This window comes from Microbacterium sp. MYb72, assembly GCF_002979415.1.
Taxonomy (GTDB): domain Bacteria; phylum Actinomycetota; class Actinomycetes; order Actinomycetales; family Microbacteriaceae; genus Microbacterium; species Microbacterium natoriense.
The window spans coordinates 66,760-89,642 of sequence record NZ_PCOT01000010.1 but is presented as its reverse complement, the minus strand read 5'-3'; the positions used below and the strand labels follow the sequence as shown (position 1 = coordinate 89,642).

Below are 22,883 nucleotides of genomic sequence, written 5' to 3'. Positions count from 1 at the left end.
ACTCCTGCTAGGCTGACCGGATGCGGCTGTGGGAGTCGCTGAGCGGATGGGGATCCGCTTCTGGGGAATCTACTGATCTGGGGAGATCATGGGGACGCGCATCGGCTATGCCGTTGGTGCCTTCGACCTGTTTCACGTCGGGCACCTGAACCTTCTTCGACACGCCAAGCAGCAGTGCGACATTCTGATCGCCGGCGTCGTGAGCGACGAGATGCTGCGCGAGGTGAAGGGCATCGAGCCCGTCATCCCGACGGCGGAGCGCGCGGAGATCGTTCGTCACATCTCGTTCGTCGACGACGTCTACGTCGAGACGACGCCGTCGAAGATGGACTCCTGGCGAGACGTGCACTTCACGCACTTCTTCAAGGGCGACGACTGGCGGGGCACCGAGAAGGGCCTGCGGCTCGAGCGGGAGTTCGCCGAGGTCGGAGTGGAGGTCGTGTACTTCCCGTACACCGCCCACACCTCGAGCTCCTCGCTGCGCCGCGCCCTCGATGCGATCACCGCCGGGGCCGCGCAGACGGCATCCGCCGTCGCGCGCTGAGACCGACCGCATCGATCCGGCCGAGCTGGGGCCGCCGGGTCGATGCGGTCGAGGGACGCGCCGCCGCCCTCCGGGGTCGGCGGCGCGTGGTCAGTTGGCGACGCCGAGAAGGCTCCGAGCCATACGGGCCACCCGCGGAGGAGTGTGCGGGCCGAGCCAGACCGTCCACTGCGCCGGAGGCTCCGTGCAGGTCCACTCCACGCACCAGGCGTGGACCGCGGCGGCGAGACGCTCCCCCTTGACGTGCTGGCGGATGCCGTCGCCCCGCATCAGCCATCGCACCGACACCCCGTCGGGCACGTCGATATGGCGGAGCTGGATGCGGGCGGCGGCCTCGAGCAGGACCACGCCCTGCGCGTCCCACGGCAGTCGGGCGCAGATGCCGGCGATGTACACGGCGTCCGCGGCATCGCCCGCGATGAGCACCGCGCCCTCGATGCTCTCCCAGTCCGGATCCTCGAGGTGCTCGCATGCGGTGCTCATCCCTCAAGAATAGGTAAGGCTACCCTTACTCGTCAACGACGCCGGGGGCATCCGTTCGTCGTACCCTGGATGTATGACCACTCCTGCAGCATCCGAGATCACGATGTTCGGCGCCGACTGGTGCCGCGACTGCATCCGCACCAAGAAGCAGCTCGACGAGCTCGGCATCGAGTACACCTACATCGACCTCGTCGCCGATCCCTCCGCAGCCGACGTCGCGAAGGAGATCTCGGGCCGCACGAACATCCCCGTCGTCGTCTACCCGGACTCCTCCCACCACGTCGAGCCGTCCAACGCCGACGTCGAGGCGAAGCTCCGCGAGCTCTCCCTGATCTGATCCCGATCGGCGTTCGATCCTCGCCGACCCCTCAGCGGGACGGCGCGGATCGCCTCGCCGAGGCGACCGATACACTGGCGCGATGAGCACCGAGGCTCGCCCCGAACGAGCATCCGCACGCCTGTCCGCCCGCACGATCGCACTGTACTCGATCGGCTCCCTGGGGACCGGCGGTTACGCGACCCTGCCGGGTCTGGTGCTGACCTACTTCCTCACCGACAACCTCGGTGTCGCGGCCCTGGCCGCGGGGCTCATCGTGACCGCGGCGAAGATCTGGGACGTGGTGATCGACCCGGTCATCGGGGCGGCATCCGACCGTCAGCTCGCCCGCACCGGATCCCGCCGCGGATTCATGGTCACCGGCGCGCTCACGCTCCCCCTCTTCTTCGCGCTCACCTTCGCGGTGCCGCCATCGTGGGGCCCTGTCGCCGGCGCCGCATGCGTGCTCTTGGCGTTCCTCGCCACCGCCACGGCCTTCAGCCTGTTCCAGGTGCCGTACGTCGCCCTCCCCGCCGAGCTCACCGACAGCTACGACGAGCGCACGCGGCTGCTCGGCTGGCGCGTCATCGTCCTGACCGCGGCGATCCTGCTGTTCGGCGCGGGCGGCCCCGAGCTGCGCAAGGCCGGCTCCGACCAGGTCGTCGGATACCTCCTGATGGGCATCGCCGCCGGTCTCGCGATCGGCATCGGGATGTACGTGGCCGCGAAGACGGCGGATGCCGCGGCATCCCGTGCGCGCCCTGCGGCGAGCGCCGTGCCGGAGACGGCGAGCCTGCGCGACCACTACGCATCGGGGCTCAGCGCCCTCCGCCGCAGCCAGCCCTTCCGGGCGCTGCTCGCGACGTTCCTCCTTCAGGCGCTCGCGACCGGCACGATGCTCGCCGGCGCCCAGTACGTGGCGACCTGGGTGCTGCGGTCGGAGGATGCCGTGACGCTGGTCTTCCTCGCGCTCGTCGGCCCTGCGCTGCTCGCGACACCCGGCTGGACCGCGATCGCCCGTCGCGTCGGCAAGGAACGCGCATTCGGTGTCGCGAGCGTGCTTTTCACCGTCGCGGCGGCATCGATCACGCTCGCCGTGTGGGCGCCCGGACCGTGGATCTACGGTTCGGTGGCCGTGGCCGGAGTCGCCTACGCCGGGCTGCAGTCCCTGCCGATGGCCATGCTCCCCGACGTCATCTCGCATGACGAGCGCCTCCACGGCGCCGGCCAGGCCGGCACGTTCACGGGCGTCTGGACCGCCGGCGAGACCGTCGGCTTCGCCCTGGGCGCCACCGTCGTGTCGCTCACGCTGGCCGCGACCGGCTACGTGTCGACAGTCGCCGGGGCGACGACGACCCAGCCGGATGCCGCGATCGCCGGCATCGTACTGAGCTTCAGCATCCTCCCGGCGGTCCTCATGCTGGGCAGTCTCGCCGCGCTGCGCCGCTACCGCCTCCGTCGCGCCGACATCGAGGGCTGATACCCGCTCGCGCAGGCTCCCCGTTCCCGCTGCGCTTCTCCCGCTCGCGCTGCTCCCCTCCCTCGCGCGGCTCTTCTCCCGCTCGCGCTGCTGATTGCTGCGCACGCGCCCGAAACTTCTGCAGCTCGTGCAGGTTCTCGCCGCGCGAAAGCCCAGGTCCACCACGTGAGACCGGGCCGAACCGGACCCGGCGGCATAAGCTGGGGTCCTGCCTGAAGGAGACGCCGATGACTTCTGCGACATCGCCCAGCGCCGACGAGAGCGCGTCGAGCACCCCTCGCCCTGCGAAGAAGGCCTCGTCGGGCGCGAAAGCCCCGAAGACCGCGCCCGCGACGCCGAAGCGCCCGGATGCTGCCCAGACCGCGAAGGCTCCGGCGTCTGCACGGCCGAAGACCGCCGCCGCGGCGGCGAAAAGCCCGGGTGGCACCAAGACCGCGAAGGCTCCGGCGTCTGCACGGCAGAAGAGCTCGGAAGCCGCCAGCACCGCACCTGCGACGGCGAAGAGCTCGGGTACCACCGCATCCGCCTCCGCCCTCCCCGCACTCGATGAGGGCGAGCGCACGCGCCTCGATTCCGCGATCGGCGACCTGCAGACCGGCGCCTCGATCTGGTCGGCGCTGACGCTGTCACAGCGCGTCACTCTCCTGCGCGCGGTGCGGACGAGCGTCGCGGCGACCGCCGAGGACTGGGCAGACACCGCTGCGGCGTCGAAGGGGCTGGACGGACGGCATCCTCTTCGCGGCGAGGAGTGGCTGAGCGGCCCGTACAGCGTGCTCGGCGCCCTCGACGCCTACATCGAGACCCTCTCGCGTCTCGCCGACGGCACCAACCCCCTCGACGGCGTGAAGATCGACCGCGCCCCGGGCGGACGCACCCGCGTGCACACCTTCCCCCTGACCGGCATCGACAGGTTCCTGCTGTCGGGGTTCACCGGAGAGGTCTGGCTGGAACCGGGCATCACCCCGAACGGGGCGCGGGCCGCCGCGGGGCTCGCGCAGCGCACCCCGACCGCATCCGGCGGGGTCGAACTCGTGCTCGGCGCGGGCAACATCACCTCCATCCCCGTGCTCGACGTGCTCTACGAACTGCTCGCCCACAACCGCACCGCGCTGCTGAAGGTCAACCCCACGCAGGACGCCCTCGTGCCCGTCTACAAACGCGCCTTCGCGCCGCTCATCGAGCCGGGGTTCCTGCGCATCGTGCGCGGCGGACCGGCGGTCGGCGCCTACCTGACCGGTCACCCCGACCTCGTCCACGTGCACATCACGGGCTCAGCGGCGACGTTCGACGCGATCGTGTGGGGCACGGGCGCCGCGGCCACCAGACGCCGCCGCGAGAACCGTCCGCAGCTGAAGAAGCCGATCACCGCCGAGCTGGGCGGAGTCTCGCCCATCATCGTCGTCCCCGGCGCGTGGTCGGACGACGACCTGCGCTACCAGGCGGAGCACGTCGCGACCATGCGTCTGCAGAACGGCGGACACAACTGCATCGCCGGTCAGGTCGTCATCCTGTCGTCCGACTGGGCGCAGGCCGACCGCTTCCGCGCCGAGCTGCGCCGCGCCTACGCGAACGCCCCGGAACGGCCGATCTGGTACCCCGGGTCGCCCTCGAGGATGCAGCAGGCCACCGACGCGTACCCCGACGCCCTCGTGCTCGGCGACCGCCTGCTCGTCGAGATCGGCGACGGAGACGACCCCGACGCCCTGCAGCACACCGAGTACTTCGCCCCTGTGCTCGGCGTCGTGACCGTCCCCGGCGAGGGCCAGTCCTTCCTCGACGCCGCGGTCTCGTACGCCAACGACGAGCTGCAGGGCACGCTCGGCGCGAACCTGCTGATCGACCCGGCGACGGAGAAGTCGCTCGGCAGCGGATTCGAGCGTGCGATCGCGAACCTCCGCTACGGCTCGATCGCCATCAACGGCTGGACGGCCTTCGGCTTCATCACCCCGACCCTCACGTGGGGCGCGTTCCCCGGCAGCACGATCGACGACGTGGGCAGCGGCATCGGCATCGTGCACAACGCCCTGCTGCTCGACGGCGTGGAGCGCTCGGTGATCCGCGGACCGTTCCGCCCGTTCCCCCGGTCGCTGCCCGTGGTGAACGGCGGCGGTCGGCTCACGATCCTCCCGAAGCCGCCGTGGTTCGTGTCGGCCCGCACCGGCGCCGAGGTGAGCGAAGGGCTGACACGGTTCCGCGTGAACGGCAGCACCGCGGGTCTCGTGAAGACGCTGCTGAAGGCGCTGCGCGCGTAGCCCTGACCCCACCCCGTCTGTCTTGGTCGCTCCGCTCCCTGAAGTCCCGGTCGTTGAGCGAGCGCAGCGAGACGAGACGCCCCGCCGACAGATCCGTTTCGTCTCGGTCGCTCCGCTCCCTCGCTCAACGGCCGAGAGGAAGCTCGCTCACCGACCGGCGGAGAATGACGCGGCGAAGCGGTCGGTCGCGGCCCTGAGCGCGCGCTGGATGCCGGGTTCGGATGCCGAGTGGCCAGCGTCGTCGACCACGACGAAGTCCGCCTCCGGCCACGCCCTGTGCAGGTCCCACGCGGTCATCATGGGCGTGCACACGTCATGCCGCCCCTGCACGATCACGGTCGGAATGTGACGGATGCCGTCCACACCGGCGATCAGCTGTCCCTCGTCCCACCAGCCGCGATGCACGAAGAAGTGGTTCTCGATCCGCGCGAACGCGGTGGCCCTGCGCGCATCGGACATCGCGGCGATCTGCTCGGCATCCGGAGTGAGCGTGACCGTCGACGCCTCCCAGGTCGACCAGGCGACCGCGGCGGGCTCGTGCACGGCCGGGTCCGGATCGAACAGGCGCCGATGGTACGCCTCGATCATCCTCGTGCGCTCCAGCACGGGGATCGGCGCGATGAACGCCTCCCAGAGGTCGGGGAACAACGCGGCCGCCCCGCCCTCGTAGAACCACTCCAGCTCTTCGCGGCGCAGGGTGAAGATGCCGCGGAGCACGAGCTCGGAGACGGCATCCGGGTGCGCCTGCGCGTAGGCGAGCGCGAGCGCGCTGCCCCAGGAGCCGCCGAACACCTGCCAGGTGCGGATGCCGAGGTTCTTGCGCAGCAGCTCGATGTCGGCGATGAGGTGCGCGGTGGTGACGTGGCGCAGGTCGGCGCCCGCTTCCCCCGCATGCGGTGTGCTGCGTCCGCAGCCGCGCTGATCGAGCAGGACGATCCGGTAGACCTCGGGGTCGAAGAACCGTCGCTGCCAGGGCGACGTCCCGCTCCCGGGGCCGCCGTGGAGGAACACCACCGGCTTGCCCTCCGGGTTGCCGCTGACCTCCCAGTACATGCGGTGGCCGTCGCCCACGAGCAGCTCGCCCGTCTCATACGGCTCGATCGCCGGATACAGCGCATCCAGATTCATCGTCATCGATCCTCCAGATCACAGACCTACGCCGTTAACGCTACTGGCCGTCGAGCTGATCCCCCGGCAGAGTGAAGGTCGCCGCGCACACGTCAAGGCCGTTCTTGTACCCGTTCGCGAACCAGTACTGGCGCTGAGCACTCGTGCCGTGGGTGAAGCTCTCCGGATTCACGAAGCCGCCCGACTGCTGCTGGATGTGATCGTCGCCCACCACAAGTGCCGCATTGAGCGCGTCACGACGCTGCTCCTCGGTCGAAGGCTTCAGGTAGGGAACACCGTCGGCATCCTTGTCCTCCGACATGCGCGCGATCCAGGCCCCCGCATAGCAGTCGGCCTGGAGCTCGGTGCGCACGCCGTTGCTCTCGGGTCCTGTGCCGTTGTTCGGATACTTGTCCATCGTGCCGGTGATGTACTGGATGTGGTGGCCCCACTCGTGCCCGACGATGTAGAGCTGAGCGAGGTCTCCGGCGGAGGCCCCGAACTGCTGCTGCATGACCTGGAAGAAGGTGGGGTCGATGTAGACGGTCTGATCCGGCGGGCAGTAGAAGGGGCCCACCGCGTTCGATGCGGTGCCGCACGCCGTGGACGTCGATCCGTCGACGACGACCATGCCCGGCTTGACATATCCGTCGACGTGGTCCTCCCAGTAGGCGTTCAGCGCCACCTCGGCGCCTGCCATACGGCAGTCGGTCCTCTCGTTCGCATCCTGGCCGGTCTTGCAGTCCGTAAGACTCGACTCCTGGGGTGCTCCCGCGCCGCTCCCGCCACCATCGGTGCCGCCGGGGATCAGTCCGGTCAGGTCGATGCCCAGAAGCGGACCCGCGATCAGCGCGATGATCCCGAGGAGGCCGATTCCTCCGGCGCCGGCGACGACAGCCCCGCGTCCTCGGCGACGAGTGGTGTTGGTCGAGATGTCGGCATCCGGATTGAACGTCATGGATCGAGGGTACTCCCGGGCGGATGCCGTCATAGGCTCGACATATGACGACGACCATCACGATCACCGGTGCGGGCGGCCAGATCGGCTACGCCCTGCTGTTCCGCATCGCCGCAGGCGACCTGCTGGGGCCCGACGAGAAGGTCCGGCTGCGCCTCCTGGAGATCCCGCAGGGCCTGGGCGCCGCAGAGGGTGCGGCTCTGGAACTGCAGGACGGCGCGTTCGGGCTCCTCGAGCACGTCGAGGTGACGGACGACCCCGCTGTCGGCTTCGACGGAAGCGACCTCGCGCTGCTGGTCGGCGCCCGCCCCCGAGGACCGGGGATGGAGCGCGGAGACCTGCTCGCGGCCAACGGCGGCATCTTCGGTCCGCAGGGGCGCGCGATCGCGGCGCACGCGGCATCCGGTGTGCGCGTCACGGTCGTCGGCAACCCGGCCAACACCAACGCCCTGATCGCTGCGGCATCCGCCGACGGCGTGCCGGCGGAGCGCTTCACGGCGCTGACCAGACTCGATGAGAACCGCGCCCGCGGGCAGCTCGCGGCCACCCTCGGCGTCCCGGTCGAGACCGTGCGCCGGGTGCCCATCTGGGGCAACCACTCGGCGACGCAGTTCCCCGACGTCTCGCACGCGACCGTCGCCGGGATGCCGGTCGGCGATGCTCTCGCCGCCATCGTGGGCGATGTGCCCGCGTGGCTCGACGAGACGTTCATCCCACGGGTCGCTCAGCGCGGGGCCGAGATCATCAAGGTCCGCGGATCGTCCTCCGTGGCCTCGGCAGCGAGCGCCACGATCGATCACGTGCGCGATTGGGTGCGGGGCACCGACGACTGGACCTCGGCGGGGGTGGTCTCCCACGGCGAGTACGGAGTGCCGGAGGGGCTGATCTCCTCGTTCCCCGTGCAGTCGGTGGACGGAGAGTGGCGCATCGTCGAGGGGCTCGAGCCCGACGCACGGTCTCGGGCCAGGATCGACGCGTCCGTCGCAGAGCTCGTCGACGAGCGCGAGACCGTGCGGGCGCTCGGCCTGCTCTGACCCGCACTCCTCCTCCCCATCGCGCCACCGATCGGGTTCGTCCACAGACCGCGGAACCGCCGGATTCTCTGGCCTAAAGTCGATGGACGAGCCCTGGTCGCCGGAGCAGAATGGGAGGGTGTTCGTGTCGCCTGACGTGATCGGAATGGTCATCGCCCTCTTCGCCTTCGCCGTCGCCGTCCTCGGTGGCGTCGGCGGGATGATCGCGCACCAGTCGAGGGGACTCGATGCACGGTTCGATCAGGTCGGAGCGCGCTTCGATCAGGTCGATGCACGGATAGACAGACTCGACACGCGCATCGACCGCGTCGAGGGCAGGATGGACCGCGTCGAGTCCCAGCTCGACCACCTGGCGGGTGAGATCGTCGAGGTCAAGATCGCCGTGGCCCGTCTCGAAGGTCCGCAACGGCGACTGCAGCGACTCTGAGGGCGTGCCCGCAGGTTGCAGGCAGGCATGCCAGGGGTGTGCGGACAGGGCAGAATGGACGCTGGAGGTGCGCGATGAGCGAGATGACAGAACCGACGAAGGCTGCGGCATCCGTGGATGACGCCTTGACGAGCCCGCTGCACCTGCCGCACGCGGCCGCAGAGTGCCCGAAGTGCTTCACCGAGCTGCAGCAGAACAGGGACTTCTGGTCGGCGCGACCGGACGGGTCACGACTGGTCGGTCTGGTCGTCGCACGCGATGGGATGCCGTCGGTGGTCGAGCAGCGCGACGATCTCACCCGGTTCGGGGTGCCGATCGAGGGTTTCCGGCACCCGGCACCCGACATCCTGGAGAGCTGGAACGACCGCCTCGCGCGGCTGATCGCGACACTGCATCCCGGTGACGTCCTGGTCGTCGCCAACATCAACGCCCTCGGCCGGAACGCCGAAGAAGGCACCAGGACGGTGGCTGACCTGCGTCGCCGGGGCATCATGGTCAAGGTGCTCAGCCACAACGCGAGACACCTCGCCGACGCGGCTGCACGCTGAGACAGACCGCAACCCGTCGACCAACGACGGACGCGCGCGGTGGTGGCTGCGCGGTCAGCTCCGCCCGGTCAGCTCCGCGCCGTCGACGCCGCCTGATCAACTGCGCGTGGTCAGCCGAGCGCGATCGCTGCGCGCGATCATGTCGGCCCGATCAGCTGTGCGCGGTCGCACCCGCGCGCAGCTGATCGCGCAGGGACTCCGGCTTGTCCTCGCTGAAGTAGGCGACGGCGATGAACTCGTCGAACAGTGCGAGCATCACGTTCTCCAGCTCGCCCAGCGGCGTCGAGAACCGCACCATGAGCATCCGCTTCGTGTCGGGCACGGGGATCCAGTAGTCGGCGATCAACCGCAGGATCCCCTCCGAGTCCCCGCTCTCCTCGACCTGTTCGACGCGGTGCGTGCGCAGAGCGGGAACGCCCGGGCCGCGCACCTCGATCATCGAGGCATACGCGCCGGGATCGAGCTGCTTCAGCCCTTCGGCCATGACCTTGAGCACCGACTGCGGCGCCGTGCCGACCGCTGGACTCATCCGTAGGTCTGCGGGCTCGAAGACGAGGAGCGTCACCGGCAGCGGAGTTCCCCTGGCGATCTCGGTCGAGAACATGATGGCGCGGACGTCGCCATCCGCCCCCGCCGTGACCGCCTGCTGCAGTTGACGCCGCACCGTGGCACGCTCGGCCGCGCGATCATCGGCCGGTCCCACCGCATCCTTGGCGATGCGCGCGATGGAGGACGTCGTGGCGTCTTCGCCGGACAGGTCCACCGAGAACCAGCGCCCGGGAAGGCGGAACCGCAGATCGCGACCGGTCACTCGGGTGCCGACCACTTCCCGTACCGAGCGCTCATGTCGGTCAGGCTCACTCCACCCGTGCCCGCATTCGTCACGCCCATCGGATCGAGATCGGCCGCCGCCGTCCTGAGATCGACGATCTCGTGGCCCTCCGCCGTATCCGCACCGGCCGTGATCTTGATCGTGTTCGGCTCCCAGGGAAGCGCACCCCAGATCGCCTCGACCACGGCATCCAGCTCATCAGCCGTGAGCGGCTCGGCGGTGTCGACCTCCAGTCCGAGGCTGAGTCGATGGCCCAGACCATTGGCCGACTGCGCGAGATCTCGCACTCCCACGACCCTCGGCACCGCCGCTGTCACGGCGTTCGCCACATCACCGTAGTCCACTGTCGACCCTTCCGTCTGTTCTGCCTGGCCCGTCTGCGGCATCAGCATCGTGCATCCCGCCAGCGCACCGCTCAGGAGCGACCCCGCCAGCATCACGGCGATGATCCGTCGCCCTCCGATGTGTCCTCGCCTCATGCTCATTCGCTCCAGTGGTAGTAGGACACGTCGACGTACCCATCCTCGTTGAAGAAGTTCGAGAGACCGGGATGATTCGCCTGCACTTCGGCGAGATGATCCTGGTAGGTCTGCGAGTACTTGTCGGCGTTGTGTGCGCCGGCATCCACGCCCAGCACCGGGGCGGGGTTCGGCGGGTCCACGTGGATGGTCGTCCAGTTCGAGCCGTGCTCGGTGCCGAGGTCGCCGGCGACGATGTCGAGGTTCGGCACCGGGTCTCCGTTGTGCTGCACGGAGACCACGTCGACCGAATCAGGGATCGGCATGTGGTCGATGGGCGCCCCGGAGACGACGACCGCCTGCCAGTTGTAGTCGGAGTTGTACGCCGCGAGGTGTCCGGCCATGATCCCGCCCTGGCTGAATCCGACGAGCATGACGGGGTCGTTCTCACCGATGCCCGCCTGCTCCATCGCCTCGAGGACCGCCCGCTCGTACTGCGTCTGCAGAGCCGGCGTCAGCATCAGCGCGAGGTTGCTGTCGAGGTCGTTGACCGCTCCCTGGTCGCCGAAACGGGACAGCCACTCCTGCGTGCTGGGCAGCGTGACGGTGTAATACCAGCCGTCGGGCCCGAGCACCTTGGTGATCTTCACGACCGAGTCGGTCTCCCCGCCGAGGCCGTCCACCTCCCCGGTGCCGTCGAGCACGGTCGCCAGACTCGGCCCCTCGGGAACGTCCTCCGCCGGCACGTTCGCGTAAGGATCCGTCTCGCTCACCCCCGGCGTGCCCTTGAGCACGTCGGACAGGATGCTCGTGATGATGAAGGCGGCGAGCACCCCGGCGATCACGGCCCCGATGATGAGACCGATCGTTCCGAACAGCGCACCCACCGCGATGATGAGGAGCAGCACCACGAGAACGCCCAGGATCGCGATGAGCGTGTCGGCGATCTTCTTGAGCAGATCGACGACGTCCTGCAGGAAGTCGCCGATCCACTCGCCGATGCTCGCGAGGAAGTCACCGATGTCGGAGAAGAAGTCGCCGACCTTGTCCCAGAACCCCTCGTTCGTGGAGTCGATGGCCGCGTCGATCTTGCGGATCGCGATCTCGGCGGCGTCGTTCATGGCCTCGCGCGCCGCGTCGATCCGCGAGCGCGCCGACCCGACGGCCGCCTGGGCGTCGTTCGCCGCACGCTGCGCACCGGGGACCTGATCGGCGAGGGAGGGTTCGGTGGAGTCGCCGGCGGCATCCACCCGATCGTTGAGGTCGTGGAGCGCCGCGTCGGCGCGACCCTGTGCGAGGAGCGCGTCGTCGAGATCGTCCTGCGCGCGTTCGGCGTCGGCGTGAGCATCAGTGAGCGCGACGGCGTACTCGGTGAGCGCGTCGGCGGTTCCCTTGTAGCGCGGATGGATGCGCTCGAGGTCCGAGGAGATCTCGTCGTTCTGCTCGTAGAGCGCCTGGACGGCCTTGCCCTCGTCGTCCTCGACGATGCCGCGCAGTTCGTGGATCACCGTGAGGATGACGCCGGCCGATGCGACGAGATCCGCGGCGCGCGCGGTCAGCTCGTCCGGTCTTCCGGGAAGAACGGTCATGGTCTAACCCTCCCCGTCCTGGGCCATCTTCTGATCGAGGTCACGGAACGTGTCGACGATGGCCTGCATGAAGTCGGCCTGCGAACGCAGGTTGTCGCGCAGCTTCTCCCGCGCGATGTCCCATTTGCCGCCGAAATCGTCGACCTTGTCGCTGAGACCGCCGTGACCGGTGAGGCCTCCGAGGTCGTCCGCGAAAGACTCCGCCTCGTCGAACGTCGTCGCCAGCCCCCTGGCCTTCTGCGCGGTCGACTGCAACCGCGCGAGGTCCATCCTGACGTCGCTCATGCGTCTCCCCCGTCATCACTCTGGTCGTGCCGCGCGAGGCGGTCCGCCGTCGTCTCCCGCAGCCAGGCTCCCAGCGCGGCATCGGCCGCCCTCACCTCGGCGCGCAGTTCGGCGGCGTCCGCGACGGACGCGGGCACACGCACCCGCAGCGACTGCATCGCCGCTCTCAGCGTCTCCTCCGACATCCGTACGACCCCTCCGTCGCGTGTATGCACAGGGGCCGACCGCAGACGGCCGACCCCCGAAGATCCTGCAGCAGCGTGTCAGCCGCCGGCGAGCTGCGTGTCCAGATCCTGGATCGCACGCATCATGCCCAGCAGCGACTCCGACATGTCGTTGATACCATCCACCGCGGTCTTCAGACCCGTGGTCAGCTCCCCGTAACCCTCACCGAACTTGCCCGACGCATGCTGCGTCTTGAAGTCCTCACCCAGCAGGGTGTCCACCTGAGACTTCAGAGAATCCAGCTGCCCCTGAATGTCATCACGAGCCTGCGACAGCGACGACGCCACCTGCTCCATCTCCGCATAAGACGCACCGAAATCGGCCATCGTCCACACCTCCGGTAATCGAATTGGACCGGACCTCTCCGGCCCGACACCACCAACCTAACAACACCCGCACCACCGGTCGATGGGCACAACTCCCCATCCACCAACGGGTCGCGGAACGGCTCGGATCAGGTCGTGGCTGTGATGACGGCGGCGGCCACCAGGCCCAGAACGATGAACAGGACTCCGATGGCGAAGCCCCTCCCCGATCTGGGCGCCGCGAAGAGCGCCTCGCGCTCGGCGTCGCGGCTCCTCCATCCCGATGCCGTCTCCGCCGGGACCGGAGCGTCCGGCCGCGAGAGGAGGGAGGCGAGAGCGCCGATGTCGCCGACCCAGCGCCAGAACGCGGGTTCCGTGAAGGGGAGGGCCTTGCGGGCGATGACATGGATCCGGCCGCCGTCCACCTCGACGTCGCACCGACCCGCCACCTCGCGCAGTGCGTCACGCACCGGCGGAGTCAGCTGCCTCCGCACGGCGTCGTCATCCTGCGGCTCGCAGTACACCCGCACGTGCGCGTCGAAGTCGGGGTCGATGCTGACCGGATGCTGCGCCTTCTGACGGGTCGACTGCTGGCTCCACACGTCGCCGAGCTTCGTGGCGACGGTCATCGACGGCACCGGGGCCGGAAGATCCAGCGCGACGTAGGTCGCGCTGTGCTCCACCATCGAGCGCCCCATGCTCCGCTCGTAGTAGTACGTGCCCGCTTCGAGTCCTGACCGCTCGGGGGAGGTCAGCAGGTCTCTGATCGCGAGCGGGCCGCCTGCGCGGAAACGGGTGACGGGATGCTGCGCCGCCGGCTCGGCGGCGACGTGGCTCATCCGGTTGTCCGCCGCGAGCCGCGGGAGCCGGTACGCGATGTCCGCGATCTCGCGGCGGCGTGATCCGAACGCGACGATCTGCGAGATCGCGAACGGCGCGACCATGAACGCGGCGATGATCCAGGTGAGGACGTTCATCCCGTCACCGCCGAAGATCATCTGGACGAACATGACCACGATCGCGGCCAGCGCGCCGAACCCGAGAACCTGGAAGACGACTCTGATGACGAGCCGTCGCACCGACAGCTCTTCCGCAGCGCTCCCGTGGATCGCACCGTCCGCCGGAAGGGCGGGCGCCGACGGGCTGATCGGTGCGTGCAGGGCGGCGGTGTCGAACTCGAGGGAACTCACGCCTTCCACTCGTCTCCCGCCCGGACGACAGCGGCCAAGAGCTCCTCGACCCGGTCGTGGTTCGCGAGCGGGACGAAGCCCTCCACGCGCGCGGCGGAGAGGATGCTCTCGGCGATGGGCTCGGCGACGGCAAGCGAGTACGGCGCCACCGGACCCAGCAGAGCACCTGCCGTGAGCCCCTGCCCGAAGAAGAGCCAGCGACGGGTCCCGAAGTCCACACCGTCCTCGCGCTGCGCGAGGGTCGAGGAGAATCCGACGCCGAGATGCTCCGTCTCCACGCGAAGCGACGCCGGAGGCAGGATCGCCGACGGCGCCCACAGGAAGTCGGCCTGCTCCTGCCGGGTGAGCTCGCGGTCGACGACGAAGAACACCAGGGGAGCGAGCACGGCGGCATCCGTGCCGACCAGCAGGAACCGTCGCGCGTCGTCGGAGACCTCGGCGGCGACGCTCTCCAGCGCCCCCTGGAGGCGCGCGCGAAGTGCGACCGGCACATCGACGACCGCGGTGAACCGGGAGACGGCCTGAGCCGCCCATTCGGCGGCGCCCAGCTGCCGGACGTCGGCGGTCTCCACCGGGATGGCCTTGGCCAGCTCGAAGTCGAAGCCGATCTCCATCATGCCTCCCAGGTGAACGTGGCGATGTGGGCATCGAAGAGCGCCACCCAGAGTTCAAGGACCGGGTCGTCCTCGGGCAGATCGGCCTCGTGCGCGACGGTGACCGTCCACTGCACGGCTTCGGTGAGCTTCGAGCCGGGGATCGGGATGAGGTAGTTGATCATGAACGACACGGCATCGACGTCATCCATGGAGACGGGGCGGCGCTCGGTCCAGCGGACGATGCGATGCCCTTCGCCGACGGCGACGCCGCCCTGGTTGGCGATCACGTTCTCGACGACGCGTCCGAGAGGAGCCTCGGGCGTCGCCGCTCTCTTGATGCCGATCAGGCTCGCGGAGCCGAGCGCCCAGGTGGGCGCGCTCTCCCCCGCGAAGGCGTACACGAAACCGTTCTGCGCGCGCACGGAGGCGAGCGCATCGCGGACCTGCCGCGAGAGGTTCAGGGTGAGCGCCTCGGTCGCCTGCGCGGCGCGCAGCCGGGTCGTCGCCCGCTTCACCAGCTCCTTCTCGGTCTGCTCGCTCAGGTCGTAGGCGTCCCACCCCGGAGGGAGGAGCATGCGATACGGGGGAATGGTGGCGCCGCGGCGCCCGAGCAGCTCAGATCGAAGATCGCTCATGGCACCAGTCTGTCATCCCTGCAGAAACGCGAACGGTCAGCTGAACGGGTTCTGATCGGGATCGAAGGTCCCCGACCAGGCGCCGCCGAAGGAATCCTTGGTGGCGCCGGCGATCGCGAACTGCGCGGACCAGATCTTCCCGACCATCTCGAGCGTCTGCACGCCGGTGGCGGTGCCGCTCGTCAGCGTCCCGAACTCCACGAGAGAGTGGCCTCCGAAGAGTCGTGCGCTGAAGTCGGGGAAGCTCCTCACCAGATCGGTCTGGCGGCTCCACGCGCTCCACCCCGCGGCGGGGGTCATCCTGGCGAGGAAGCCGGTGCCGGCCGGGGCGCTGGCGAAGGTCCGGATGCCGCGGGCGGCGGGACCGATGAAGGGGATGACGCCGATCACGCCGAAGGCCACGTCGACCCAGCTGCCCTCCCCGCGTATCGCCCGTGTGAGCGCGACCGCGAGGGTGAGCACGGCGACGATGCCGGCGAGGACGGCGATGATCGGTCCGCCGACGATGATGGCGAGCACCGCGAGGATGATGCCGGCGACGGCCAGCACATCGGACATGAACTGCAGGAAGCCGCCGAAGTCATCGCTCCAGGAGTCCTCGATCTTGCCCGCCATGTCGTCGCGGATGCCGTTGGCGGCGTTGGTGAACGCCGTGTGCCACGAGTCCCACTCGGCGTCGTAGTCCTTCGCACGGGCGTCCCAGGCGCCCTTGGCGTTGGTGGCGACGGTGTTCGCGGCTCCGGCCGCCTCGTCTCGCGCATCCTCGGCGTCTTTGCGGAGCTGCTCGTCGTCGGCGTCGTCGCCCGTCGGGTAGTCAGGGCGCTCGTTGCGCGCCGATTCCGCGGCCTCGGCCTTGCGGTTGTACTCGTCCCAGAGGTCGCAGAGGTCCTCGATGATCGTGGTCATCGCCGTCTGGGACCCCTCGAGCTCCTGCCCGTAGGTCTTGATGTAGGGCGCGACCACGCTGTAGAGCTCGCCGCCCTTCTTGAGGTCCTCGTGGACCTCCTTCGACAGCTCCTTGAGCTTGTCGATCGCGTCGCCCCTCATGTCGGAGCCGTTGTCGACCAGACGCTGGAGGAGGGCGGAGGACTTCTGCATGTCCGTCGCGAGCTCGCTGATCTGCGTGCCGCGCTCCTTGATCGCGTCGGCATCACCCGTGACCACCTGGATGTAGTGTCCGGCGGGGGAAGTCTGAGGCATCATCCGGTACATCGTCAGTTGCCCCCGTTGTTCTCTGACTTCTTCGCGGCTTCGACGTCGAAGTCCTTGAAGCCCTTGATCACGCCTTCGAGATGTTCTGCGACCTTCTTGCAGTTGTCCATCAGCGTCTTGCGCTTGTCGTCCCAGCGGCCTTCGAAGTCGTCGGCGGCATCCTGCAGAGCGTCTTCGCCGTAGGGCCGCCCGACGGCATGGGACAGATCCCTGCGCCGGCTCCCCGCCGCCTCGAACTCGCCGATGATGTTCTTGAGCTCGGTCTGCAGATCATCAAGATCGTCGTACTTGAGCTTGACCCCGTCGCCCACGCTGTTCTCCTCCGGTATGTGTCAGATAGCGGGGGTCGGCCTCTCGGCCGACCCCCGAAGATCCTGCAGCAGCGTGTCAGCCGCCGGCGAGCTGCGTGTCCAGATCCTGGATCGCACGCATCATGCCCAGCAGCGACTCCGACATGTCGTTGATACCATCCACCGCGGTCTTCAGACCCGTGGTCAGCTCCCCATAGCCCTCACCGAACTTGCCCGACGCATGCTGCGTCTTGAAGTCCTCACCCAGCAGGGTGTCCACCTGAGACTTCAGAGAATCCAGCTGCCCCTGAATGTCATCACGAGCCTGCGACAGCGACGACGCCACCTGCTCCATCTCCGCATAAGACGCACCGAAATCGGCCATCGTCCACACCTCCGGTAATCGAATTGGACCGGACCTCTCCGGCCCGACACCACCAACTTTACGAAACAACACCCCCCACCGCGATGGGGAGGACTCCCCATCCGCCGTCTCTCAGTGCGAGAACGCCGTGACGAGCGCCGCCGCCGCGAGTCCGACAACCAGCGGAAGGAGGCAGCCGAGCACGAACGGCCTGCTGCTCCTGCGCCCATCGAACAGCGCTTCGCGCCGCACGCGCCGCGCCGGATCGGCGGATGTGCCCACCCGCACGCCGCCGTCATCGACGGCATCCACCATCGCCACGAGGTCCTCGACCCACTCCCAGAACGCGACGTCGGCGAGTCGAAGCTGCCTCCGCGCGAGGAAGAAGACGCTCCCGCCGACGATCTCGACATCGCCGTGGCGCACCAGCGCGATCAGCGCGGTCTGCACGGGCTCCGTGAGCACGGCGCGGACGCGATCAGCGTCCTCCACGGCGCAGAAGACGCGGAACGTGGAACCGAACCCGCCTTCGAAGGGCAGCGGCGTCTGCTGCGGCTGCGGCGCCCACGCCCCCGCCTGATCGCTGGGGGATGCGGCCCTGATCGTCATCGCCGGAAGCGGGATCCCCGACTCGAGCACCGCGAACGTCGCGCTCCGCGGCATCCGTGTGCGGGCCGTCCACGTCTCGTAGGAGTAGTTGGCGACCTCGAACCTGCGCGGCGAGGCCGCGACCATCACGTCGCTCGCGACCCGTGCGCCGCCCACCTGGAACAGTGCGGCGGGGAGGTCGGGGTCGCTCTCGGCCAGCACGTGGGAGAGGCCGTTCGCGGCGGCGAACCTCGTCAGCCGGTACACGTCGGCCTCCACGGCATCCGGACCCGTCCGGTACGACCGCACCCGTGCGACGGCGAGCGGTGCGACCACGAGCGCCGCGATGATCACGGTCGCGGCGTTCAGCCCCTCCCCGCCGAAGGCGAGCTGCACCGCCACGACGGCCAGCGCCGCCAGGATGCCGCCACCGGCGACGAGGACGACGGTCTGGAAGACGGACCAGGCCATGCCGACCCTGGCACCGGTCCGGCGCCCCTCACGATCGATCCGCTCCTGGAACTCGCGGTGCGCGACGGCGGGGTCGACCGGTGCACTCAGCGCCGACATGTCGAAGCTCACGGGCATCGTTCCACCTTCCTGCGTCTGTCAGCGGCGACGGCATCCGGGCCGCCGCGCGCTCACGCCGTCCGCTCGCCCTCGACGAGCGGCATCTGCACGGTGACCTGACGCCCGGCCTGCACGAAGATGCCGCGGCCGTCGGGGAAGTCCGTGCGCTTGACCTTCGGGAAGGGCACCTTGAAGACGGCGTCGCCGTCGAAGGCGTCGGGCTTGAGGATGATGCCCTTGCGTCCGGCCTTGAAGTCTCCGATGAAGCCGAATCCGCTGGTCACCTGCGTGACGTCGGCGTCGCCGATCAGCAGGTGGTCGCTGCGGTTGATCGCCTGGAACAGCGCCTTCATCTCGCGCTCGGCGGGTCCGTCGGCGAACTGCGGCACGTCCTCCACCACGATCAGCATCCGCACGGGGACCGTCTCGTCGACGGCGATCTCGGCGATCTCCTTCGCGAGCTCCTTCGCGTCCTCCGGTGTGACGGCGCTGCGCGTCCAGTCGGCGAACTCCTTGAGCTGCGCACGCCGACCGCCGAAGTGGAACAGCTTGATCTCGGGGTCGAAGCGGCGCATCGATCCGATGATCGCCTTGAGCGCGTTCGTCTTGCCCGACTGCGGCGGCCCCGCGACCACGAACGTGCCGACCGGGTCGAAGTCGCGTGCGGCCAGGGTGTCCTCCGCGATGCCGAGCACGGGGAACTCCCCGATGCGGTCCGGCAGCTCCCGCGGCGAGAGCCGGGTCGGCAGTGCGCCGATCTCGGCGACCTCGCGGGCTCCGGCGGCACGCAGCTCCGCGGCGAGCAGGCCCTGCAACTTCGTCTGCTCCGCCACGTTGGGGGTTCCGCCGAGGGTGGCGATCTGGGTCTCCAGCCCGTCGACGATCGCGCGCCCCGGTGCGGAGCGCTCGTCGAGCACGTCCTTGGGCGCGTTCAGCATCGCGTAGCCCGACTCGTCGGACAGACGCAGCACGACCCGGCGCGACACGTTCGCACTCACGGCCGTCGGCACGGAGCCCGAGCGATCCGCGCTGGCGATCACGTGGACGCCGAGCGGCCGTCCCTCGCCGAGGATCCGCATGAACGTCTGGTAGAACGGCATCCTCGCGGTCGTCGACTCCCACTCGCTGCGGAACTGGGGGAAGCCGTCGATCAGCAGCAGGATGCGCGACTCGGCCGTGCCGGTGATCTCGCGGTACTCCGTCAGGCTCGACGCGTTCGCCGCGCTGAACCGCTTGCCGCGGTCGTCGAGCACCCTCGACAGCGAGCGCAGGATGCGCTGCACGCGCTCGGCGTCGTCGCCCGAGATGATCGAGCCGACGTGCGGGAGCTCTTCGAGGCTCTTGAGCGAGCCGGAGCCGAAGTCGAGCCCGAAGACCTCGACGTTCGACCGGGCCGGGTCGAACCCCGCAGCGATCGCCAGGGTGCGCAGCACGGTCGACTTGCCGGAGCCGCTGGTGCCGTAGACGAGCAGCGAGCCGTCCTTGTCGGGGTGGAAGTACGCCGGCTCCTGCAGCTGGCGCTCCGGCACGTCCATCTTGCCGAGCAGGATCTGCCCGTCGCCGAGCACGGGCAGATCGCGCATGTCGACGGCCCGCTCGAGGTCGTCCAGCCACGGGCGCCGAGGTGCGGGGATGCGGGCGGCGGTCGCCGCCTTCACGAGCGTCGCGACGATGCGCTTCTGGTCGTTCGGGCCGAGGTCCTCGTCGTGCGAGTCCGACTCGGGCGCCTGCTCGGCCTCCCAGGTCTGGATGGAGCCGAACCGCAGCTCCGCCACCTTGACCTCGGCGGCCTGCACCTCGTCGGTGCTCCAGCCACCCGCATAGGCGGACTGGAAGGGCACCAGACGCCCCGGTCCGGTCTTGGCGATGCCGCGGCCGGGGAGGGACGGAGGGAAGGATGCCGCCACCGGGTCGTCCACGACGTCCTTCGAGTCCGACTCGTCGGCCATGCGCAGCGCGACGCGCAGGTTGGTGTTGGCGCGGAGGTTGTCCTTGATGACGCCAGCCGGACGCTGGGTGGCCATGATGAGGTGGATGCCGAGAGACCGCCCGCGCTGGGCGATGTCGACGACGCCGTCGACGAACTCCGGGACCTCTCCGGCGAGCGCGGCGAACTCGTCGATCACGAGCACGAGCGCGGGCGGCGTCTCGGGGTCGCGGCGCTTCTCGAGTTCGAGGAGGTCCTTCGCCTTCTTGCGGTTGAACAGGTGCTCGCGGTGGTGCAGCTCGGCGCGCAGGCTGGTGAGCGCGCGCCGCACGAGGTGCGGGCTCAGGTCGGTCACCAGACCCACGGTGTGCGGCAGATCGACGCAATCCGCGAACGCGGAGCCGCCCTTGTAGTCGACGAAGAGGAACGTCACGCGGTCGGGGCTGTGCGCGGCGGCCATGCCGAGCACCCACGCCTGCAGGAACTCGCTCTTGCCTGCTCCGGTGGTTCCGCCGACGAGGGCGTGCGGTCCCTGGGTGCGCAGGTCGAGCGTCATGGCGTCGGTCTGCGACTGACCGATGATCGCACGCAGGTTGCCCGCCTTCTTGAGACGCGGCTGCGGTGCCCCCGAGCGATCGATGATCGTGTTGTTCTGCCGCCACCGGTCGATCACCGCGTTCGGGTCTGTCGCGAGGTCGGCGCCGATCAGCGACAGGAACATGACGGAGTTGGGGATGTCGGAGGAGTCCTCGATCACCGTGCTGGAGTCGACCACCGGTGCGAGCCGCTTGGCGAACATCGTCATGTACGAGTGCGAGACGCCCTCGACCTGCACATCGGGATAGGCGACGCCGCTGCGCACGGTGCCGACGGTGGCGTGCTCGAGCCCTCGACTCACGTCGACGAACGTGCGGCACGCGGCGGGCAGCGCCGCCACCACGGGGGCGACGAAGAGGCCGTAGACGCCGACGTCGGCGCCCCGCTCGAGGATCTGCGTGAGCCGGGCTCGGTCGACCGGCGCATCGTTGGTGACGATGACGAGGATCGCGGTCTGGCCGGGGAACGTCGCATCCTCCGCCGCCCGCTTGACGTCGGTGCCGAAGAGCATCGGATCCCAGTCGTCGCCGTAGGGCGGCCGCTGCGACTTCGCCTCCCTGGAGCGACGCATCACGATCTCCTCCAGACCCGACAGCAGGGCGGCGCCCGTGGAGGCCGAGTCTGCGAGGGAGACGTCCTTGAACGGGTTGCGCTCGCTGGACGTGTGCGGCAGCCACTTCAACCAGTCGAGCTCGTTGGCCCAGCCGGGTTCGGTGAGGGCCACGGTGACCAGCTCGTTCGGCGAGTGCATGCCGAACAGCTGCACCGCGATGCCGCGGAGGGCATCGCTCGCGAGCGACGTGGGACCGGCGACGCCGATCGAGCCGACGCTCTGCAGCGATTCGAGGATCGGCACGTCGCTGATCATCCGGTAGCGCTCTTCGAGCCGGTCGACGCGCTCGACGTACTCGACCAGAGCCTCTGGCGTCTCGGTGCGCTTGATCGCGGTGCGCGACTCGTCTTCGCAGACGCCGAGTCGCACCGAGAGGAAGTTCCAGTGCTCAGGGCGACGGGTCCACAGGAGCGGGCCGAGCCGCATCGCCTCGTCGAAGACGACGGCGACGGCGGGCACCTCGTTCTGGCGCACCTCCCGCTCCTTGGGGTGGGAGTGGTAGAGCTTCTCCTCCAGACGCTCGAACTGCTCCTCGAAGGACTCCGCCTCCTTGCGCAGCCGCTGGCCGAGATTGGTCTTCTGCGAGATGAAGTTGCCGAACATCATGAGCGGCGACATGAAGATCACCAGCAGCGCGCGCGGATTCTCGAACATGAAGAACGTCACGGCGCCCAACAGGATCGGCGCGACGAGCATCGGCCAGGGGAAGAGGCGCTGCACCTGGTCGCGGGGATAACGGGGCTCGTCGAGGTCTTCTCCGGTGAAGCGCTCCTCGACGCGCGGGCTGCGGTTGAACAGCAGGGCGCCGCCGCGTTCGAGCACGGGGTCGCCGGACGCCGAGCCGTCGAAGTCGCCGACCAGGTGCACCACGAACTCGCAGTCGCCGAGCGTGAAGTGCTGGCCGGGGATGACGCGCAGGCGCTGCACGAGACCGCCGTCGACGAGGATGCCGTTCGCGGAGTTCAGGTCGACGAGCTCGACGAAGGTCGCTGCGACCTCGATGCGCGCGTGGCGCTTCGAGATCAGCGGATCGGCGATCGCGACGTCGTTCGCGTGATCGCGTCCGATCATGAAGTGACCGATCGGCAGCGGGAACTCCTGCCCGGCGGCGGGACCTGCCACCACGGTGAGCACGGCCGCGGGGCGCGCGCTCGCCGAGCCCGTCGAGGCGCGGTTCGCGCCCACGTTGACCACCTCGGCGAGGAAGCCGGAGCCGATCGGGGCGTCCCCGACGAGGAGATCGGGGCTGAGCATGGTCAGTTGATCGCTGGTGGGCGGTGCGACCGACAGCGTGAGCACGTCGGAGGGGCCGGCGGGGATGCTGCGCAGCGGGTCGGTCGAGGCGATCTGCCTCGCGACGTCGGCGACCGTCGCCGTCGAATCCGCCATCACGACGACATCCGTCAGCGGGGCCGAAGGGCGCCGCAACGTCAGCTTGACTCTCATCGTCCGTCCTCA

At 69.2% G+C, this 22,883-nt stretch carries 24 protein-coding genes; 7 read left to right on the top strand and 17 right to left on the bottom strand.

What is annotated here, in order from left to right:
- Positions 1 to 88 precede the first annotated feature (88 nt).
- On the top strand, positions 89 to 544 hold the full coding sequence (locus CQ047_RS07735; RefSeq protein WP_105673915.1) for an adenylyltransferase/cytidyltransferase family protein: 456 nt from the start codon (positions 89 to 91) through the stop codon (positions 542 to 544).
- A 90-nt stretch (positions 545 to 634) separates the two neighbouring features.
- Here the strand turns inward: CQ047_RS07735 and CQ047_RS07730 are convergent, their stop codons facing one another.
- Complete coding sequence (locus tag CQ047_RS07730; RefSeq protein ID WP_105673913.1) at positions 635 to 1,027, bottom strand: SIP domain-containing protein; 393 nt, start codon at positions 1,025 to 1,027, stop codon at positions 635 to 637.
- A 73-nt stretch (positions 1,028 to 1,100) separates the two neighbouring features.
- Here CQ047_RS07730 and CQ047_RS07725 point away from each other — a divergent pair, with 73 nt between their 5' ends.
- The 3 genes from CQ047_RS07725 to CQ047_RS07715 all read left to right on the top strand — a co-directional run bounded on the left by CQ047_RS07725 (position 1,101) and on the right by CQ047_RS07715 (position 5,075).
- Complete coding sequence (locus CQ047_RS07725; RefSeq protein ID WP_105673911.1) at positions 1,101 to 1,364, top strand: glutaredoxin domain-containing protein; 264 nt, start codon at positions 1,101 to 1,103, stop codon at positions 1,362 to 1,364.
- An 82-nt stretch (positions 1,365 to 1,446) separates the two neighbouring features.
- Positions 1,447 to 2,823 carry an MFS transporter gene (locus CQ047_RS07720; protein WP_105673909.1) on the top strand — a complete coding sequence of 459 codons (1,377 nt, stop codon included), beginning with the start codon at positions 1,447 to 1,449 and terminating at the stop codon, positions 2,821 to 2,823.
- 227 nt (positions 2,824 to 3,050) lie between these two features.
- Complete coding sequence (locus CQ047_RS07715; RefSeq protein WP_258132525.1) at positions 3,051 to 5,075, top strand: aldehyde dehydrogenase family protein; 2,025 nt, start codon at positions 3,051 to 3,053, stop codon at positions 5,073 to 5,075.
- Positions 5,076 to 5,222: 147 nt separating this feature from the next.
- Here CQ047_RS07715 and pip read toward each other — a convergent pair whose 3' ends face one another.
- Both pip and CQ047_RS07705 read right to left on the bottom strand, forming a co-directional pair.
- A complete protein-coding gene (pip, locus tag CQ047_RS07710) occupies positions 5,223 to 6,209 on the bottom strand; it encodes a prolyl aminopeptidase (protein WP_181155868.1) in 987 nt (328 codons plus the stop codon).
- Positions 6,210 to 6,243: 34 nt separating this feature from the next.
- The gene (locus CQ047_RS07705) at positions 6,244 to 7,140 is read right to left on the bottom strand and encodes a neutral zinc metallopeptidase (protein ID WP_105673991.1); all 897 of its coding nucleotides are present in this window, start codon (positions 7,138 to 7,140) and stop codon (positions 6,244 to 6,246) included.
- 44 nt (positions 7,141 to 7,184) lie between these two features.
- Between CQ047_RS07705 and CQ047_RS07700 the strand changes: the two genes are divergently transcribed.
- The 3 genes from CQ047_RS07700 (at position 7,185) to CQ047_RS07690 (ending at position 9,149) form a co-directional block, all read left to right on the top strand.
- Positions 7,185 to 8,174 (top strand): malate dehydrogenase, encoded by a 990-nt coding sequence (locus CQ047_RS07700; RefSeq protein ID WP_105673907.1) that lies wholly within the window; start codon positions 7,185 to 7,187, stop codon positions 8,172 to 8,174.
- 118 nt (positions 8,175 to 8,292) lie between these two features.
- Positions 8,293 to 8,601: a response regulator gene (locus CQ047_RS07695; RefSeq protein ID WP_146114290.1), complete on the top strand. Its 309-nt coding sequence runs from the start codon at positions 8,293 to 8,295 to the stop codon at positions 8,599 to 8,601.
- 74 nt (positions 8,602 to 8,675) lie between these two features.
- Positions 8,676 to 9,149 (top strand): recombinase family protein, encoded by a 474-nt coding sequence (locus tag CQ047_RS07690; protein WP_105673903.1) that lies wholly within the window; start codon positions 8,676 to 8,678, stop codon positions 9,147 to 9,149.
- Positions 9,150 to 9,300: 151 nt separating this feature from the next.
- Here the strand turns inward: CQ047_RS07690 and CQ047_RS07685 are convergent, their stop codons facing one another.
- From CQ047_RS07685 to CQ047_RS07620, 14 genes are all read right to left on the bottom strand, one after another.
- Complete coding sequence (locus CQ047_RS07685; RefSeq protein WP_146114289.1) at positions 9,301 to 9,960, bottom strand: hypothetical protein; 660 nt, start codon at positions 9,958 to 9,960, stop codon at positions 9,301 to 9,303.
- Positions 9,957 to 10,466 carry a hypothetical protein gene (locus CQ047_RS07680; RefSeq protein ID WP_146114288.1) on the bottom strand — a complete coding sequence of 170 codons (510 nt, stop codon included), beginning with the start codon at positions 10,464 to 10,466 and terminating at the stop codon, positions 9,957 to 9,959. The genes CQ047_RS07685 and CQ047_RS07680 overlap by 4 nt, the downstream gene beginning before the upstream one ends.
- Positions 10,463 to 12,028, bottom strand: coding sequence for a hypothetical protein (locus CQ047_RS07675; RefSeq protein ID WP_105673897.1), 1,566 nt, complete (start codon positions 12,026 to 12,028; stop codon positions 10,463 to 10,465). The genes CQ047_RS07680 and CQ047_RS07675 overlap by 4 nt, the downstream gene beginning before the upstream one ends.
- A 3-nt stretch (positions 12,029 to 12,031) precedes the next feature.
- The gene (locus tag CQ047_RS07670; RefSeq protein ID WP_105673895.1) at positions 12,032 to 12,313 is read right to left on the bottom strand and encodes a hypothetical protein; all 282 of its coding nucleotides are present in this window, start codon (positions 12,311 to 12,313) and stop codon (positions 12,032 to 12,034) included.
- On the bottom strand, positions 12,310 to 12,498 hold the full coding sequence (locus CQ047_RS07665; RefSeq protein WP_105673893.1) for a hypothetical protein: 189 nt from the start codon (positions 12,496 to 12,498) through the stop codon (positions 12,310 to 12,312). The genes CQ047_RS07670 and CQ047_RS07665 overlap by 4 nt, the downstream gene beginning before the upstream one ends.
- 78 nt (positions 12,499 to 12,576) lie before the next feature.
- The gene (locus CQ047_RS07660) at positions 12,577 to 12,864 is read right to left on the bottom strand and encodes a WXG100 family type VII secretion target (protein ID WP_105673989.1); all 288 of its coding nucleotides are present in this window, start codon (positions 12,862 to 12,864) and stop codon (positions 12,577 to 12,579) included.
- A 128-nt stretch (positions 12,865 to 12,992) separates the two neighbouring features.
- Positions 12,993 to 14,033, bottom strand: coding sequence for a hypothetical protein (locus tag CQ047_RS07655; protein ID WP_146114287.1), 1,041 nt, complete (start codon positions 14,031 to 14,033; stop codon positions 12,993 to 12,995).
- Positions 14,030 to 14,650, bottom strand: a complete 621-nt coding sequence (locus tag CQ047_RS07650) for a hypothetical protein (protein WP_146114286.1) — start codon at positions 14,648 to 14,650, stop codon at positions 14,030 to 14,032. Before CQ047_RS07650 ends, CQ047_RS07655 begins: the two co-directional genes overlap by 4 nt.
- Positions 14,647 to 15,264 carry a hypothetical protein gene (locus tag CQ047_RS07645; RefSeq protein ID WP_105673887.1) on the bottom strand — a complete coding sequence of 206 codons (618 nt, stop codon included), beginning with the start codon at positions 15,262 to 15,264 and terminating at the stop codon, positions 14,647 to 14,649. Before CQ047_RS07645 ends, CQ047_RS07650 begins: the two co-directional genes overlap by 4 nt.
- A 36-nt stretch (positions 15,265 to 15,300) precedes the next feature.
- Entirely contained in the window at positions 15,301 to 16,467 is a 1,167-nt protein-coding gene (locus CQ047_RS07640; RefSeq protein ID WP_146114285.1) for a DUF308 domain-containing protein, read from the bottom strand.
- A gap of 11 nt (positions 16,468 to 16,478) precedes the next feature.
- Complete coding sequence (locus CQ047_RS07635; RefSeq protein ID WP_105673883.1) at positions 16,479 to 16,787, bottom strand: flagellar protein FlgN; 309 nt, start codon at positions 16,785 to 16,787, stop codon at positions 16,479 to 16,481.
- Between the two features lie 76 nt (positions 16,788 to 16,863).
- Positions 16,864 to 17,151, bottom strand: a complete 288-nt coding sequence (locus CQ047_RS07630; RefSeq protein WP_105673989.1) for a WXG100 family type VII secretion target — start codon at positions 17,149 to 17,151, stop codon at positions 16,864 to 16,866.
- A 111-nt stretch (positions 17,152 to 17,262) separates the two neighbouring features.
- Entirely contained in the window at positions 17,263 to 18,306 is a 1,044-nt protein-coding gene (locus CQ047_RS07625; protein ID WP_105673881.1) for a hypothetical protein, read from the bottom strand.
- Between the two features lie 53 nt (positions 18,307 to 18,359).
- A complete protein-coding gene (locus CQ047_RS07620; RefSeq protein WP_105673879.1) occupies positions 18,360 to 22,871 on the bottom strand; it encodes an FtsK/SpoIIIE domain-containing protein in 4,512 nt (1,503 codons plus the stop codon).
- Positions 22,872 to 22,883 lie beyond the last annotated feature (12 nt).